This is a genomic window from Flavobacterium johnsoniae UW101, assembly GCF_000016645.1.
In the GTDB taxonomy this organism is placed as follows: Bacteria; Bacteroidota; Bacteroidia; order Flavobacteriales; family Flavobacteriaceae; genus Flavobacterium; species Flavobacterium johnsoniae.
In genome coordinates this window covers 4654772-4671582 of sequence record NC_009441.1, presented here as the reverse complement: position 1 = coordinate 4671582, position 16811 = coordinate 4654772, and the positions used below count along the sequence as shown (strand labels likewise).

Below are 16811 nucleotides of genomic sequence, written 5' to 3'. Positions count from 1 at the left end.
AGCATTGCTGATGACTTTTTTTAATCACGAAATAACAATCTTTACCCACATATATTTAATTCTCATATTGGCTTATGCGATATTGATTATGTCGTCTTATCTCATATTGGCTTATCTTTCCGGGAAGGAATTAAGAGGCTATCTAAAAAAGAATAGTTTTATAGATTATGATGTACTTCTAACAAGTGAATTTGCTCCTAAACTTTCCTTAATTGCACCTGCTTATAACGAAGGTTTTACTATTGAAGAAAATGTAAAATCGCTGCTTTCACTAAACTATAACCAATATGAAGTAATTGTTGTTAACGATGGAAGCAAGGACAATTCTATGGAGGTTTTAATTAATACCTATGATCTTGTCCTTACAGAACTTGCTTTTCATCAGCAGATTGAAACAAAAAAAATCAGAGGACTTTATGTTTCCAGAAATGCCGCTTTTAAAAAATTAATTGTAGTTGATAAAGAAAATGGAGGTAAAGCCGATGCTTTAAATGCCGGACTTAATATTGCACAAAATCCGTATGTTGTTTGTATTGATGTTGATTGTATTCTTGATAAAGATTCACTTCTAAAACTTGCAAAACCATTTCTGGAATCCAGTGGACAACGTATTATTGCAACGGGCGGTGTGGTGAGAATTGCAAACCAATGTATTATTAAAAACGGACGTTTGATAGAAGTAAATGTACCGGATCTTTTACTGCCAAGAATTCAGGTTTTAGAATATCTAAGAGCTTTTCTTTTGGGAAGAATGGCGTGGGGCAGACTCGATGGATTATTACTAATAAGCGGTGCGTTTGGTGCATTTGATAAAGAAATAGCATTGCTTGCAGGCGGTTACAGCACCAAAACAGTAGGAGAGGATATGGAACTTGTGGTAAGAATGCGCCGTTATATGCTCGAAAATAATTTGCCTTATTCTGTGCGATACATTCCAGATCCGCTTTGCTGGACCGAAGCTCCTGAAGATTTTAAAATATTTAAAAAACAGCGCAGCCGATGGATGAGAGGAACAATTGAAACATTAGATTTTCATAAAAAAATGTTCCTGAATCCAAAATATAAATTGCTGGGAATGCTGAGTATTCCGTATTGGACTTTATTTGAATTTCTGGCTCCTGGTATTGAGTTTATCGGACTTGTAATTACTATTGTATTTTTCATATTTGGACTGCTCAATTGGCATTTTTTCCTTCTGTTATTATTGTTTGTATACACTTTTGCTGTTTTCTTTTCGGTTATTGCTTTGTACAGCGAAGAACAAACGTATCATAAATACCCAAAACAAAGAGATTTTTTCAAGCTTTTACTAGCCGCTTTTATCGAGCCTTTTTATTTTCACCCTTTAACGGTTTATGCCGCTTTAATTGGTTATAAAGAAAAAGTAATGGGAACCAAAGGCTGGGGCGAAATGACTAGAAAAGGTTTTACAAAAAAAGAATAATTTTTACGGTTTTAAATTTTCCTTTAAATAAAAATCCCCTAGTTTCCAGGCATAGAAACTAGGGGAAATTAAAAAAAATAAAACACAATCTTTAGAACGAGTATCTCACACCAAGCTGTCCTTGGAATCGTGAAGCTAATTGATCTATAGTATAAGGTGCAGATGTAGGTTTTTGGAAAGTATAAGTAGGATCTCCAGTTGCAAGACCTCCTAAGTTTCCAGATTTTGTTAACCCAATACTGGCTGTTGAATTGTATGTATTTGGAACAAAATAACTTCTTCCCCAATCTTTATTAATCAGGTTTCCAATATTTGCCACGCTGAATGAAATTTGGAATGAACCTACTTTGTCAACTTTTATTTCGTCCATTAATTTCAAATCAGCCTGAATGTTCCAAGGCGTTGTATCACCATTTCTTTGAGTAAATGTTCCTCTTCGGCTTTTTAAGTAATCATTTCCATTAATAAAAGCTTCGTAATCTGCTACTTGCTGTGCAGCTGTTGCAGATGGAACTCCTGCATTATTTACCCCAATATATTTAGCCGCTTCTGCTGCATCTTTAAAGATATAAGCCAATCCTGCTGCTTGTCCTGTTCCTGCGATTGTTGAGTTAACAAATCCCCATGAAAAAGGATTTCCTGATTGTGCATTAAAATACACATTGGCAGAGAATGTATTGTTATCAGCTAATTTTACTGCATATCCTACATTAGAAACAATTCTGTGTTTGATGTTAAAATTAGAAGTTGCCAATTGAGGATCGTTAGGAGTTAAAGACTGATTCATCTGGAAGTTACTTTCCATCGAATTACGAATTCCGTTTGTTACGTCTTTTGAATCTCCGTAAGTATAAGCCACCATGAAATTAACTCCAAAATCGTATGTTTTTGAGATCATCTCAGTAATGCTGTATCTATATCCTTTGTTTGTATTTGAAAGTAAGTAAGCATTTGAAAATGCAGCATTAATATTAGCCGCATAAATTGGCATTTCGTGTTTTGTATCGTAAGAGAAATAAGTTGGATTATCTGTTTTATTTACCTGTTGAAATTCAAGATCACGAATTACTTTTGTATAAATAGCTTCGGTTGTAAACTTATATCCTGCAATAATTTTATCTATAGCAAGCGAATTTCTTAGTACAGCCGGCATTTTAAATTTATTGTCGATTAAGTCAGCTTGTACTTTTGGTGTTGCATCATGATATCCGTTTAATCCATTTGCAGATAAAGGATCACCAGCCGCTGCAACCTGTGCAGCAGTTAGGTTGTTTTTGTCGTAACTTCCATAACCTACACCATCATTATAATAAGCATATCCTAACCATGCAAACGGAACTCGGCCTGTAAAAACTCCAGATCCACCTCTTAAAACAAGCGTTTTGTCTTCGTCTACATTATAAGTAAATCCAATTCTTGGAGAAACTAAAGCAGTGCTGAAAAAGTTGTTTTTTATCTGGCTTAATGGCGTATAGCTGTAAGTTGTGCCATAGTTTGGATCAGCAGGAGAATTTTGAACCTGTGTGCTTAATTTTGGTTTATTAGGCAGATCAGTATAATCAATTCTAACACCCGGAGTAACTTTTAATTTGTTTCCAATTCTAATTTCATCCTGAACATAAACGCTGTATAGATTTACTTTGAATTTTGCATAAGGATTATTAAAGATTTCATCTCTTGTAGAACCATCAAAAGGATAAGTACCACGAACACGAGAAGGCAGTTTATTGTAAAAATCAGCTAATGATTTATAAGAAACCCTTCCGTTTAAAGCATTTACAAATCCGTAATTAATATCGTAGAATTCGTTGTGCGTACCAAACAATAAAGTATGATTTCCAGTTTTATAAGTAAGGTTGTCTGTAATCTCAGCAGTATTTTGTTTCATGTTGAAAACAGTAGCTTCACGATCGTTTCCTAAAAAGATAGTACCGCCGTTGTAACCAATTTCTACCTGAGGAAACATTACATTATTTGATTTTGGATCACGGTAATCTTTAATAGCCGAATAACTTGCTATAAAAGAGTTAGACCATTGGCTGTTAAAGTGGCTCTTTAATTCTAAAACCGTACTGATTGACTGGTTTTTCTGTGTAAAATCCATGTCTGAGAATCGGAAGTTTGCCGCATCGCGCTCTAAGTTTGTAGCCTGAGAAACTACTGTATTGTTTCGTAATGAGATGGAGTGTTTTTCGTTAATTTTCCAGTCTAGTTTGTTGAAAAATTTACGGCTCATTGCAAAATTGTTGTATGAATTGTAAGTTCCCGGATCAAAACCATAGTTCGTTTTAACAAAGTTCGAAATCTGATCTGCAGTAGCATTATCAACCAATGAAGTTAATTTTCCGTTTGCATCAGTTTGTCCGGCATTGTAGAAAATAGGATCTGTTCTTTCAGCATATTCCATATTTGTAAAGAAAAACAATTTGTCTTTTACAATAGGAAGTCCCAATCTGAAACCAATTTGGTAATCACCAAAAGATTTTGGCATTTTAGAACCGTCTCCGGCATTGTTTGGACCTGTAATAGAAGCATTTCTTCCGTAGCTGTAAATAGATCCGCTTACAGTATTTGTTCCGCTTCGGGTAACAGCATTAACACTTCCTCCTAAAAAGTTTCCTAATTTAATATCATAAGGAGCAATGTAAACCTGAATATCCTGTATTGCATCTAAACTTATTGAGTTAGATCGTGTACTGCTTCCAGGCATTCCTGATGTTCCGGACTGTCCTCCTAATGATGGACTGAAACCAATAGCATCATTATTTATAGAACCGTCGATTGTAACGTTGTTGTATCTAAAATTGGTTCCGGCAAAAGAGTTATTAGAACTTTGAGGAACTAATTTCGTAACGTCCTGAATTCCTCTGTTTATTAACGGAAGGCCATTTACCTGTTTTTCGTTGATATTGGTTCCGTTATTTTTAGAAGAAGGTTTAGAGCTTGTTATTACAACTTCTTCTAATATAGTATTATCAACTTTGCTTAGTACTATTGTAGGCAGATCATTGTCGCCAAGTGCTAAATGAATCTGAGAGTTAGTGTAATCTTTGGTGTCTTTACTTTTTATTTCTAATTCGTAAGGTCCGCCGGCATTTAAATTTTCAAAGCTGAATCTTCCTTGCTTATTCGTTACAGCTCTATAAACTGCGTTAGTAGGAATATGAGTCAAGGTTACTTCAGCATCTGCAAGAGGACTTGTACCATCATTAACTTTAGCAGATAAAGATGACGTTGTAATTTGAGCAAAAATGTTCCCGATGGTAAGGAGCATTAAAGCTGAAAAAAAGAGTTTTAGTTTTGTCATATTTTTTAGTTTTTATTTGACAAAGAAACTCAGTTTGTTTCGATCAGATTTAATGCTTTTGTTAACTTAAAATGATATAACTATTTATTGTTAACTTAAAATTATCAGCGTGTTATTATTGTGAAATCATTTTATCGCTTTAAAATCAATGCTTTGTGTAAATGTTTAAAAATAAATAGATTAGACTTATATTTAAAGTAGATTAGAAAAAGATTAGAGTGTTAAGTGAATGTTACCGATGAGAAAAATCGAAATTCTAAAGTAATAATCTATTAAGAATTTTTCACACAGATTTAAGTGATATAGCTGATTTTTTTTGTCTAATTAAATCTCCTAAATAGTGAGAATTAATTAAAATTCCGCAGGAATGATTTATATTGTAGCGACGGACTTTAATCCGTCGAAAATTGGGGCGTATTTTAGAGAGTTCCCATCGGAACGATTCATATTGTTGATTATTTATTACAGCGAAACCGGATTAAAATTTAGCTTTATAAAAATGGGCCGAACCTACGGTTCTTTGATTCGTGATCTTCCTTGATTGACCGGATTGAAATCCGGCCCTACAATATGGATTGAGCCCATGGCTCTTTATGTTACTTTGTATGAATATCTAATAATTAATTCTTTCAAGGAAATAATAAAGAAAAAGTAGTTCCTTTTTCGAGTTCAGAATCTACTTCTAATTCAATATTATGAAGTTTAAGAATCTGCATGGTAATAAAAAGTCCTAATCCCTGACCTTTAATATGGCGGGTGCGATCGCTCCTAAAAAACAGTTCAAAAATTGATTCCTGATCACTTTTAGAAATTCCGGCTCCCTGATCTATAATTTTTATTAAAAGCTTACCTTCTTCTGAATAAACCAAAACTTCAACTTTTTCAGGAAATGAGAATTTAATCGCATTATCTATAATGTTATAAAGAGCTGTAAAAAGCATATGTTTATTGGCATAAACAGAAAGCAGATTTTCCTGATCTGCAATAGCGTCGAGATTTACAGACACTTTTGATTCAGGATATTCAATTGCCTTTTTTTCTAATACATTCCATAAAATTTCATCTATTCTTACCAATTCCATTTGTTCTGGTTCAGAAATCTGTAATCCGGATAAAATCAAAAGTCCGTCTAATATAGATTTAAGATGAAAAGTATCTTTTCTGAGCGATTTTAGAACTTCTTCATATTGCTCGTTAGTTCTGGGCTGCTGCAACGATACATCAATATCACCAATAATAATGGTAAGCGGTGTTTTTAGTTCGTGCGATGCATTTTTTAGAAAATTCTTTTGTATTGTTACCCCGTTTTCAAGACGTTCTAATAAATAATTAAAAGTGGTTATAAGTTCTTTTATTTCATCTTTTCCGCTTACTGTGGGCATTTCGAGTCTCGAATGCAGGTTTTCTGTTGTAATGGTGTTTACTTTTGCAATAACATCTTCAAAAGGCCTGAAAGTTTGTCTTGCCAAAAATCTGCCTAAAAGAAAATTCAACGGAATGGCCAGCAGATAAAACCCAATAAACATTAAACCCAATACATCAAATTGACGGTCACCAACAGTATCAATTCCAGATACTACAATAATAAAATCACCCTGGTTATCCTTATAATATAAACCTGTAAATTGTCTGTCTTCTTTTATGAAATGCAATATTCTGTTTTTAGAAATTGCTTTTAATTCTTTGTCAGTCAGTGTAATATCAATATCGTCTTTCAAATACAATTCTTTGGTTTTTGCATTGTATATCCTGATCGTCTGATTGGTGATTTTTTTATATTGAATTTCTATTCTTTGGTAACGGGAACTGTCAACTTTTGTAATTTCATCTTTTTCAAAATAAAAAAAAGCAGTTATTAAGGCACTGTCTTCGAGTCTTTCAAAATAAAGATCCTGTCTGTGTTTTTTAAAAAGCAAAAAAGAACCAGCCAGAACGAGTCCAACAGTAAAAGCAAATAACAGCGTAGAATTTACAGAAAGTTTGTTTTTAAGATTCATGTGTTTTTTTCTTAAGCATATATCCGGTTCCTTTTACTGTATGGATCAAAGGTTCAGAAAAGTTTTTATCGACTTTGTTTCTTAAGTAATTTATATAAACATCAACCGTATTTGAGTTCATGTCAAGTTCAAGATTCCAGACAGCTTCTGCAATTGCAATTCTCGAAAGTGCTTTTTCGCGGTTTTTCATAAAGAAAATTAAAAGCTTAAGTTCTCTGGACGAAAGATTAAGTTCTTTTCCGTCTCTTGAAGCACTTTGTTCTTTCATATTGATTTCGATTCCCGCATAAGACTGAAAATCTAAAATTCCGGAGCTGAATTCGGCACGGCGAAGCTGCGCATTTATTCTCGCCAAAAGTTCTTCAAACAAAAAAGGTTTAGCCAAATAATCATCTGCGCCGGATTGTAAACCTTTTACCTTTTCGTGAGGTGTATCAAGCGCGCTTAAGATAAGAATGGGAACGATTATTTTTCTGTTTCTTAAAATCTCACAAACTTCAAAACCAGTAATATCAGGAAGCATAATATCGAGAATGATAATATCAAAATCATTTTCCATGACTTCGTTTACAGCTTCATATCCTTTTGAAACGGTTTTTACCTGATATAGGTTTTCTTCAAGACCTCTTAAAATAAAAGATGCAACACGCGGATCATCTTCTACTAATAATACTTTGTTCATTGCAAATGAGAAATTAATGTGATAAAAGTAATTAAAAGATGTAGTATTCCCCGAAAAAAAACAGGAAAGAATAAGAGTTTTAATGAGTTGTTTTGTTGTAAGTAAAATATTCTAAATTGTTTTCTATATTTGAAATGTTATTTCTGTAAAATTTATTTAAAGTCTCAATTTAATTCTAATCTGTTATATGAAGATATTCTTTTTAAAAACGACTTTGTTTTTAATGTTCTTAACTCTTTTTTCTTGTGAAACTAAAAAGCAAAAAGCCGAACCTAAGGCTTATAAAGCTGGAGTGATTTTGTCTTTTGATGATGCTTATGTCGATGAATGGGCAGAAGCGGATGCTGCTTTAAAAAAATACGGATGGAAAGCAACTTTTAATGTATGCCGAATAGATTCTATAGGAGCGCCCGAAATAAAAAAACTTCTTCAAATGCAGAAAGAAGGCCATGAAATTGCCGGACATGGTTATCACCATTATAATGCTTTGAAATTTGTAAAGCAAAACGGAATCGATGCTTATATGAAACAGGAAATAGATCCTATGATTGTTTCTATGAAAAAGAAATCGTTTAAAGTTACTTCGTTTGCTTATCCGTATGGCGAAAGATCGGATGAATTAGATAAAGCTTTGTCAAAAAAGTTTAAAATTATAAGAGGAAGAGCTTTTGGAGGTGAAGCTCCGGAAAAGCAGGACAGCTATTTTAATAATTCAAAAATCGTATTTGCTTTTGATATCGATAACAGTCACATTCATTTTAGCATTCCGTATGTTTTAGAACTGCTGGATTATGCTAAAAAGAACAATAAAATACTGCTTTTATGCGGTCATAAACCTGTAAGAAACGTGACTGAAAATTATCAGACTAAGATTGAAACTTTAGAATTTATATGTAAATACATGAAAGAGAACAATCTTAAATTTTACACTTTATCAGATTTAGATAATCTGCTTCCTGAAAATTAGTTCAAAAAATAAGAGCCTTTAATTTGAGATATAAATTAAAGGCTCTTTTGATAACAATTTTTTTAACATTATAAGAATATCCTAAACCATAAAAAAAACAGGCTATTTTTAATCTTAGAAAACAGAATAATTATGACTACAACCGAATTTTTCACACGACTGGTAATTGCCTTATTTGCCGGATTGATTATAGGATTTGAAAGACAATGGCATCATAAAGAAACGGGTTTAAAAACCAATATGCTTGTAGCAACCGGAGCCGCTGCTTTTGTTTTATTGTCTATAAAAGTGGCAGCAAATGCCCCAAATATCGATGTTACCCGTATCACGGCTCAGGTTGTTATGGGAGTTGGTTTTTTGGGTGCCGGTGTTATATTTAGAGAAGGTTCAAATGTACACGGATTAAATTCGGCGGCAACAATATGGTGCAGTGCGGCAATTGGCTGTATTTCTGCTTCTGGTTATTTTATTGAAGCTTTAATTTGTACATTTTTGGTAATTATTGTCAATACAGTTTTAGAACCTGTAGAAAAGTGGATGAGGAATAGGAAGTGAATTGACAATTGATAATTCACAATTATTAATTGTCAATTTTTAATTATTAATTTTTGTTTTCAGCCTTCTGTGTAGGGATCATTCCATAATGAATTTGGTTTTAGATAGACTTTATTCTCCTGAAAATCCAATATAGTATTGAATCTTTTTAGGAATTCGCTTCCTAAAATATGAGTTTTGAATTGTGCTGGATTGCTTGTTGCAAGCAGCTGAACCGGCACATCATTCAAACATAAATTTCCCAAAAACAATTTTTCATTCTTTACAGTCAAAACCGGAATTTCTTCACCTTGTCCGTTTTTTAAAATTGTTTTTTTTAAAACAGGCAGAATTTCTTTTGGATATTGCTGTTCCTTTATTAACTGCTGATCAAGCATCGCGGTACGCTGATAACCATTATCAAAAAGAAAACGCCCTTTATAAGCTTTATCTTTTATTTGCAGTGAACCCTGAATACAAAACAAAGTATGCGTAAACTCCATATCCAGTTTTGTGTAACTTTTGTCTCGTTTAGGCAGTTTCGAATGTATTATAAAAAGCTTTTTATCGTAATCAATTTCTACAATTTTACCATCAAATAAATTCCACCCAAAACGACCTGTAGTGCCTTGTCCTGATAGTTCAACAGGGAAAATCTGCTGTTCTCTCCAGATTTGGTTTCCAAGCTTAAAACTATGCCCGTTTAGACTCTTAAGTTGTAATTGTTTCAATATTTCATTTGTTAAAAGAAAATCAGTTGTTCCAGAATCGAATTTTAAATCAAGCGTTTCTTTATCATCTAATGTGACTTTAAAAATAATATTGTTATACTCCGAAAGCGCAAAAGGAATTGTATCGTGTATTTCCGGTTTCAGCTTTGAGAAATCTTTCAGAGCCGGACATTCAATGCGCGTATAGCAACTGTCTTTTTCATTTAGCAGAACTACAAAATCAGATTTTTTTCCCGGTTTTAGTTTTACGGTTAAAGAATCCTGATTGGTGTAAAAAGTAACGGTTTTTCCTTTCGGACTTTTGTTTGTTACATACAAATCAGGTTTTGTTTTGGGATCTAAGTTCCATTTTGTTTTTTCTTCATTTCCTTCTTTTATGTAACAGGTTTTAGATGAAGCTTTAATAGCAGGAATTTTTATTTGAGACTGACAAATCGTTACAAATCCCAGTATAAAAATAAGAGATATCTTCATAGTGTATAATTTCAATTTTTCTAAAAATCTATAGATGAAAATTAATCAATTTCAATTAAATAATATACTTTCGGCGAATTTTATAAGATATTTGGTTTTGCGTAAAAACACTTATTTTTTTGTTGTATGTATTTTATAATCAATTATAAAGCTTTTGGAAAAAGGAGAGGACTAGTTTAGTTTTTCAGTAGTTTCCAATCGTAAACAATGCTCAGTTCCTAAATAAAGCGGGTTACCGTGTTTTTCAGACCAAAAGCCGTCCAGAACATCTTTGGTAATGCATCTGTAAACCGCAACACCTTTATAGGTTTTATTATCGTCTCCTTTATAATTGAAATTTATAACCAGAATATTGTCTTTAAAGAAACCGTGTCCTTTTGTATCTGCGAATTGTTAATAATCCATTTGGCAATTATTCTATTGTTTTTGTCAAGCGACAAACTCAAAATTCCTTTATATGTTATTTGATTGCTTTCGTCCTGATTACTTCCGGAAATGGAAAAATTGCCAGCTAAATCCTGTATTGTCATTTACTTTTTTGATGTAGAAAATTAATTTACTGTTTAGTGATAATTTTGTTGGATACTATATAAAATATCAGTCAAACAGTACCATGCAAAAGTAAAGAATCTAATATTGATTTTAATAAAACAGTACGTTTTTTAGCTGCAGTAGATCTTAAAGTAAATTGGTATAAATGATTTTAAATCCGAATATAATGCATATTGCAGATGAAAGTATAATTAATGCATATTGGAGTTTTTGAGATTTAAGAATGCTTTTGGTAAATGGAATACTAAACAATCCTGATGCGATAAACATTCCAATTATTGATCCCACTCCAAAAATCAAAATATAAAGCAGACCTTCCAATGGTGTTTTCATTTGCGAAATAACCAAAATAACCAATGAACCGCTTCCTGCCAAACCATGTACCAATCCTACGCCAAATGCCGTTTTATAATTGGTTGATCCGTCATAATGAGCATGTTTAAAAGAGGCAATAGGATGCGAATGAAAATAAGTATGAGCATGCATGTGTGTATGCGTGACTCCGTTGCTGTGCGTATGTTCATGACTATGATAATACGTATGCGAATGCCTTTTTTTGTATAATAATTTAAACAAACGAATTATTCCTAAAACAATCAGCATTAAACCAACAACCGCTTCAAGATAGCTGAATACATTTTCGCTTATCGAAATTTTAAAACCAATCATAATAACGCCCACAATAAAAATAGTGGCAGTATGACCAACGCCCCAAAACATTCCGTCTTTTAAAGCATCTTTAATTTTAGTTCTATTTGTAACAAGATTGTTTACTGCCAGTAAATGATCAGCCTCAAAAGCATGTTCAAGTCCGGCGTAAACGGTAATAAGTAATCCAATCATTTTAAGTTTTATAGATAGTTGAAATAAGCGGCACAAGCACCTTCAGACGAAACCATTGGCGCTCCTAACGGAAAAGAAGGTTTGCATTTTTTTCCGAATTCAGGACATTCGTTTGGTCTTTTATTTCCCGTCAGGATTTGGCCTGCAATACACAAATTATCCGTTTTGCTATTCGTTGTTTCAATAGAAAATTTGATGTTCGCATCATACATTTTATAATTTTCTCTCAATACAAGTCCGCTGTTTTCAATTTTACCAATGCCTCGCCATTCCTGAGTTCCAATAGTAAAAATGGTATTTACGACTTCTTTTGCTCTCAGGTTTCCTTCTTCTTTTACCAATCTTGTATATTGATTTTCTACTTCATGTTTTCCTTGTTCCAATTGCAAAACGGTATGATAAATCGCCTGCACCATATCAGCAGGTTCAAAACCGGAAACGACGATTGGTATTTTGTATTTTTCGGCAATAGGATAATATTCTTCCAGACCTACAATTGTACAGACATGCCCCGCACCTAAAAAAGCATTTATGGTGCAGAATTTATCTGATAAAATAGCTTCCATTGCAGGCGGAACTAAAACATGAGAAACCAATAAACTAAAATTGGTTAAACCCAGTTTTTGGGCATGAAGAACGGCCAGCGCATTGCTGGGCGCAGTAGTTTCAAAACCAACAGCAAAAAATACAATTTCCTTATCCAGATTTTTAGCCGCAATATTTACAGCTTCTAAAGGAGAATATAAAATGCGTAAATCACCGCCTTCAGCTTTGGCCTGCAATAGACTTTTTGATGAACCGGGAACCCGAATCATATCTCCAAAAGAACACAGAACGACACCTTGTTTCATTAATTCAATTGCTTTATTGATTAACGAAACAGGCGTAACACAAACCGGACAACCCGGCCCGTGTATCATCCTAATGTTTTTTGGCAATAAATCCAGCAGACCGTTTTTGACTAATGAATGCGTCTGACCACCGCAAATTTCCATGATATTCCATGGTTTTGTGGTTATTTTATGGATTTCACTTATGTAGTGTTTAACCAGTTCCGGATTTCGATATTCAGACAGGTATTTCATTTTAAACGATATTTAAAAGTTCTATAATGAATACTAAAGTAGAGTTGGGCTGAATGATCGGCGGCGCTCCCATTTCGGCGTAAGCCAAATCATGCGGGATATAAATTTTCCAGCGCGAACCTTCGGGCATTAACTGCAGTGCTTCCTGCCAGCCTTTTATGGTCTGCAATACTCTCATTTTTTGAGGGCCTGTATCTTTGGTTGAATCAAAGACATCTTTATTTATCAAATAACCTTCATAAATTACATTTACGGTATCAGTTATTTTTGGTTTTCTGCCGTTTCCTTCGGTTAAAACTTCATATTGCAAACCGCTTGACAATACAGTAATACCTTCTTTTGAGGCATTTTTAGCCAGAAAAGCAGTTCCTATTTCGGCATTTTTAACTTTTAATTCTTCCTGCAGCAATGCCACATAATTGTTGAAAATATCAATAGAGCGTTTTGGCGAAATTTTTTCTCCGGATTTATCAAAAACTGATTTCATTCCGTCTACATAATCTTCATATTTTATTTCTTCAAATCCAATATCTTTCAGACTTAGAGCCATTACAACTCCAGCTGAATACGAAATTTTATCTTTTTCTTCGGTTTTACCAATGTGTCCTAATAGTTCTAAAATGTCCATAATTTATTTTTTTAGATGTAAATAATAATTGAGTTGTCCAAATGAAATATTTTCATCATTTGGAGAAAGTGTTTCATGAAAATGCAATTTGTAATTTGGCTGTAAATGATCTATAATTAAATCAACCAGAACAGAGTTTTGAAAAACGCCTCCGCTGAAAGCAATTTCTTTTGATTTTGAAAACAAAGCTGTTTTTTCAATGCACTTCACTAAAGTGTGATGAAAGTTTAAAGCAATAACATTACAGTCAATATTGTTTTGAAAAGCTTTAACGATCTGCACCAGCAGTTTTTTTGACGGGATTATATTCGTTATGTTTTCATCCTTTAAATAATCCTTTAGTTTTACGTTTGATTTGTAAAAAGCCTTTTGTGCCAGATTTTCTAAAAACATACCCGTTTGACCTTCAAAAGAAATGTTTCCTTTAAAACCCAATGTAAAAGCAACAGCATCAAATAATCTTCCTATCGAAGAAGTTTTTATAACACTGTTTTCAATAAGTTTACTGTAAACTGTTAATTCGTTTTTATTGAAAAAAGACTGAAAATAATCATCATTTTGACTGATAGAAAGCGCCGACATTTTTGGATTTAACGCCATTTTATCTCCTAAAATCCAGGGGAAATATTCTAAATGCCCTATTCGGGTAATTTCGTCGCGATTGTATTTAAAAAATTCTCCGCCATAAATTTCGTTTTCATTTCCAAATCCAGAACCGTCCCAAATAACGCCTAGAATTTTAGACTTTTTCCAAAGCTTTTTTTCTCCCAAAATCGCTGCAAAATGCGCTTCGTGATGCTGAACTTTTATAGTTTTCAGTAAAGGATTTTCTTTTAAAAAATCAGAAACAATTTTATTGTTATCGTAACTCGGATGCTGATCGTAAACTATTGTCTGCGGAACGAAATCAAAAAAATGCTGATAGTTTTGTATTCTATTTTCAAACCTTTTATACGTATCATAATTCAAGACATTTCCAATATATTCACTTTGATATATTTGCTGGTTTGAAATGGTAATTGTGTTTTTTAATGCTGCTCCTAAACAGAGTATTTTGTCTGAAGTATTATTCAGATGAAAATTATCAATATTTGGCGCCAGACCTCTCGCACGGCGCAAAACAATTTTTTGTTTGTTTTTTCTCGAAAACCGAATTACCGAGTCATCTTGTGAGTTTTGAATTTCAAGATTGTGATGCAGATAATAATCTGCAATGGAGTTTAAGGATTGAACGGCTTCATTTTGATTAAAAAAAAGGGGAGAACCATTAAAATTACCGCTCGTTGCAACTAATGGTTTCTGAAACAAATTAGAAATTAAATGCAATATTCCTGAATTGGGAAGCATTGCTCCAATAGTTTTCATATTGGGAGCTATTTCATTTACAGCTAATTTTTTTTGATTTTTTATGGGTAAAATTACAATAGGCGCCTGTGTCGATTTTAAAAGTTTCTTTTCTGTTTTATCATGTAATAAATGCTTTTTAATTTGTTTAAAATCAGAGAATAATACAGCAAAAGGTTTTGCTGAACGTCTTTTTCTATTTCGTAATTCCTGAACAGTTTGATTATTTGAACCATCGCAAAGCAGTAAATAACCTGAGGTATTTTTTACGGCAATTATTTGTCCCTGATTTAATTTCTCTGAAATAGATTCGAAAATTTCTTTGTTTGTTCCAGAAATAAGAGTTCCATTATTATCTGTAAATACAATCTGAATACCGCATTCAGGACATGAATTGGTCTGCGAATGAAAACGTATATCGTTTGGATTGAGGTATTCTTCCAGACAAGTTTGGCACATTTTGAATGGGCTCATACTTGTATTTTCTCTTTCAAAAGGAAATTTTTCAGCAATGGCATATCTGGGTCCGCATGACGTACAACTTGTAAACGGATAATAAAAGCGTCGGTTTTGCGGATCCAGAATTTCTTCTTTACAGTTTTTACATATAGCAAAATCGGGTGTCAAAGGCGCGTTGATCGAAATGCCTTTTTCTGTTGGTTTTATAAAAAAGAGGTCAAATCTTTCTTCCGTTTCAATTTCTGAAACCTGAATAGTATTAATTATCGCTTTTTTTGGATGTCTTTTTTTTAGTTGGGCTACAAATTCTCTTATTGTTTTTTCTTCTTCCTGCACAATTACAACAACACCAAATTCATTATTAGAAACAAAGCCTTTCAGGTTAAACTGAATGGCAGTATTGTATACAAAAGGCCGAAAACCAACACCTTGTACAATGCCTGAAATTGTTATTTGAAATGTTGGTGTCAAGAAAAGAGGGTATTAAATTTTTATTTTTTCTATCTGCTGTATAATTTCAGCCGTTACTTTTTCTATCGCAGCTTCTACTTTAGGTGAAAGCTGCATGCACATGGGATCCATTTTTAAAATGGTAATGGTGTACAAATAGATTTCGGGCATGGTATCTGTTATAGACAGGATTTCGACCATATCTTTAAGTCCAAAATTGTGTCCGCTCAGTGAAATAGGGAAGTCTTCTGAGAAACGCGGTTTCAAAAGCGAAATAGTTCCTTCTTCCTTGCCATCCATTGTAGCATCTACAATTATTACTTTTTGGTGACTTTCTATGTAAGGAATTAACGTAAAACCGCCAGTTCCGCCATCGATAAAAGATATGCCTTCCGGAAATTGGGCTTTATCAATTCGGTTTATAAAATGCACTCCAACACCTTCGTCTCCCATCAAATAATTTCCTATTCCGAGTACCAAAATGGTATTTCCATCAGAATGGAATTCGTCTATTTTTCTAATGCTGACTGCTGTTTCCATATTTTTTTTAGCTTAAATCTTCTGCCTGTGCTGTATTTTGATTTGTTATTTCAGTTTCAACAAGTTCATCTTCTTTTTTCACTCTTTCGGTTCGAACAAATTTATAACCGCTTACCATTGCCGATGTTTCTCCTAAACCTTCCAGCCAGTCATGAAAGAAAACCAGATAAATATGAACTATTGCAAACAAAATAAAAGTCCATGTTGTAAAATGATGTATCGCTCTGACGTTTAAATCTCCTCCAGCCGCGTTTACTACCCAGCCGAACATTTTAGGAAAAAACCAGGTCGAAGTAGGGGCATACATGGCAAATCCTGTTGCAATCATGATGAGTGCCATAAAAAACATAACGAGATAAGAGGCTGCCGCTACGCTGTTGTGACCTACAGCACCTGTTGGAGAGCCGTGTGTTTCTTCATTTTGAAGAAAAATATCATATTTAATAACATGCCACATTCTTTTAAAACCTTCTTTTTTAAAAGGGAAAAAGACACGCCAGTTGGCATATTTATTTCCTTTAAAAGCAAAATAAACTCTCAAAATCATGACTGTAACCAATAAGTAAGCACACATAAAATGAATCTCCCGAATGTATCCAAACCAAAATTGGTTTGAAGCTTCTTTGGTAGAAATGATTCCCGGCGGATTCCCAATAATAAATCCTGTAGCGACAAGTCCTGTAATAGCCCAGGCATTTACCCAATGAAAAATTCGTACGGGTAACTGCCAGATATAAGCTCTTTTGTAATCGTTAGTTTTTGTTGGCATACTGT

The 16811-nt window shown here is 33.4% G+C and carries 14 protein-coding genes and 1 pseudogene; 4 read left to right on the top strand and 11 right to left on the bottom strand.

The annotated features are described in order from the left end of the window. The first annotated feature begins 10 nt into the window (after window positions 1-10). Window positions 11-1444 carry a glycosyltransferase family 2 protein gene (locus tag FJOH_RS20295; RefSeq protein ID WP_012025897.1) on the top strand — a complete coding sequence of 478 codons (1434 nt, stop codon included), beginning with the start codon at window positions 11-13 and terminating at the stop codon, window positions 1442-1444. 91 nt (window positions 1445-1535) lie between these two features. Here FJOH_RS20295 and FJOH_RS20290 read toward each other — a convergent pair whose 3' ends face one another. Then, window positions 1536-4751, bottom strand: coding sequence for a TonB-dependent receptor (locus tag FJOH_RS20290; protein WP_012025896.1), 3216 nt, complete (start codon window positions 4749-4751; stop codon window positions 1536-1538). A gap of 367 nt (window positions 4752-5118) precedes the next feature. On the opposite strand from FJOH_RS20290, the gene FJOH_RS27060 reads away from it, so the two are divergent. Next, window positions 5119-5292, top strand: a complete 174-nt coding sequence (locus FJOH_RS27060) for a hypothetical protein (RefSeq protein ID WP_167529960.1) — start codon at window positions 5119-5121, stop codon at window positions 5290-5292. 88 nt (window positions 5293-5380) lie between these two features. Here the strand turns inward: FJOH_RS27060 and FJOH_RS20285 are convergent, their stop codons facing one another. Together FJOH_RS20285 and FJOH_RS20280 are read right to left on the bottom strand one after the other, a co-directional pair. Further along, window positions 5381-6748, bottom strand: a complete 1368-nt coding sequence (locus tag FJOH_RS20285; RefSeq protein WP_012025895.1) for a sensor histidine kinase — start codon at window positions 6746-6748, stop codon at window positions 5381-5383. Continuing rightward, the gene (locus tag FJOH_RS20280; protein WP_012025894.1) at window positions 6738-7430 is read right to left on the bottom strand and encodes a response regulator transcription factor; all 693 of its coding nucleotides are present in this window, start codon (window positions 7428-7430) and stop codon (window positions 6738-6740) included. Before FJOH_RS20280 ends, FJOH_RS20285 begins: the two co-directional genes overlap by 11 nt. 187 nt (window positions 7431-7617) lie before the next feature. Here FJOH_RS20280 and FJOH_RS20275 point away from each other — a divergent pair, with 187 nt between their 5' ends. Both FJOH_RS20275 and FJOH_RS20270 read left to right on the top strand, forming a co-directional pair. Then, window positions 7618-8397 (top strand): polysaccharide deacetylase family protein, encoded by a 780-nt coding sequence (locus tag FJOH_RS20275; protein WP_012025893.1) that lies wholly within the window; start codon window positions 7618-7620, stop codon window positions 8395-8397. A gap of 132 nt (window positions 8398-8529) precedes the next feature. Next, a complete protein-coding gene (locus FJOH_RS20270) occupies window positions 8530-8952 on the top strand; it encodes an MgtC/SapB family protein (RefSeq protein ID WP_012025892.1) in 423 nt (140 codons plus the stop codon). Window positions 8953-9011: 59 nt separating this feature from the next. Here FJOH_RS20270 and FJOH_RS20265 read toward each other — a convergent pair whose 3' ends face one another. The 8 genes and pseudogenes from FJOH_RS20265 to cybH form a co-directional block, all read right to left on the bottom strand. Next, window positions 9012-10136: a hypothetical protein gene (locus tag FJOH_RS20265; protein WP_012025891.1), complete on the bottom strand. Its 1125-nt coding sequence runs from the start codon at window positions 10134-10136 to the stop codon at window positions 9012-9014. A gap of 171 nt (window positions 10137-10307) precedes the next feature. Continuing rightward, window positions 10308-10666: pseudogene (locus tag FJOH_RS20260) on the bottom strand (hypothetical protein). 148 nt (window positions 10667-10814) lie between these two features. Next, window positions 10815-11531 (bottom strand): urease accessory protein UreH domain-containing protein, encoded by a 717-nt coding sequence (locus FJOH_RS20255; RefSeq protein WP_012025890.1) that lies wholly within the window; start codon window positions 11529-11531, stop codon window positions 10815-10817. 8 nt (window positions 11532-11539) lie between these two features. Then, window positions 11540-12616, bottom strand: coding sequence for a hydrogenase formation protein HypD (gene hypD, locus FJOH_RS20250; RefSeq protein WP_012025889.1), 1077 nt, complete (start codon window positions 12614-12616; stop codon window positions 11540-11542). 1 nt (window position 12617) lies between these two features. Then, window positions 12618-13244 (bottom strand): FKBP-type peptidyl-prolyl cis-trans isomerase, encoded by a 627-nt coding sequence (locus tag FJOH_RS20245; RefSeq protein WP_012025888.1) that lies wholly within the window; start codon window positions 13242-13244, stop codon window positions 12618-12620. A 3-nt stretch (window positions 13245-13247) separates the two neighbouring features. Then, complete coding sequence (hypF, locus tag FJOH_RS20240; protein ID WP_012025887.1) at window positions 13248-15518, bottom strand: carbamoyltransferase HypF; 2271 nt, start codon at window positions 15516-15518, stop codon at window positions 13248-13250. A gap of 12 nt (window positions 15519-15530) precedes the next feature. Then, entirely contained in the window at window positions 15531-16037 is a 507-nt protein-coding gene (locus FJOH_RS20235; protein WP_012025886.1) for a HyaD/HybD family hydrogenase maturation endopeptidase, read from the bottom strand. Window positions 16038-16044: 7 nt separating this feature from the next. Beyond that, entirely contained in the window at window positions 16045-16806 is a 762-nt protein-coding gene (gene cybH, locus FJOH_RS20230; RefSeq protein WP_012025885.1) for a Ni/Fe-hydrogenase, b-type cytochrome subunit, read from the bottom strand. Window positions 16807-16811: the final 5 nt, after the last annotated feature.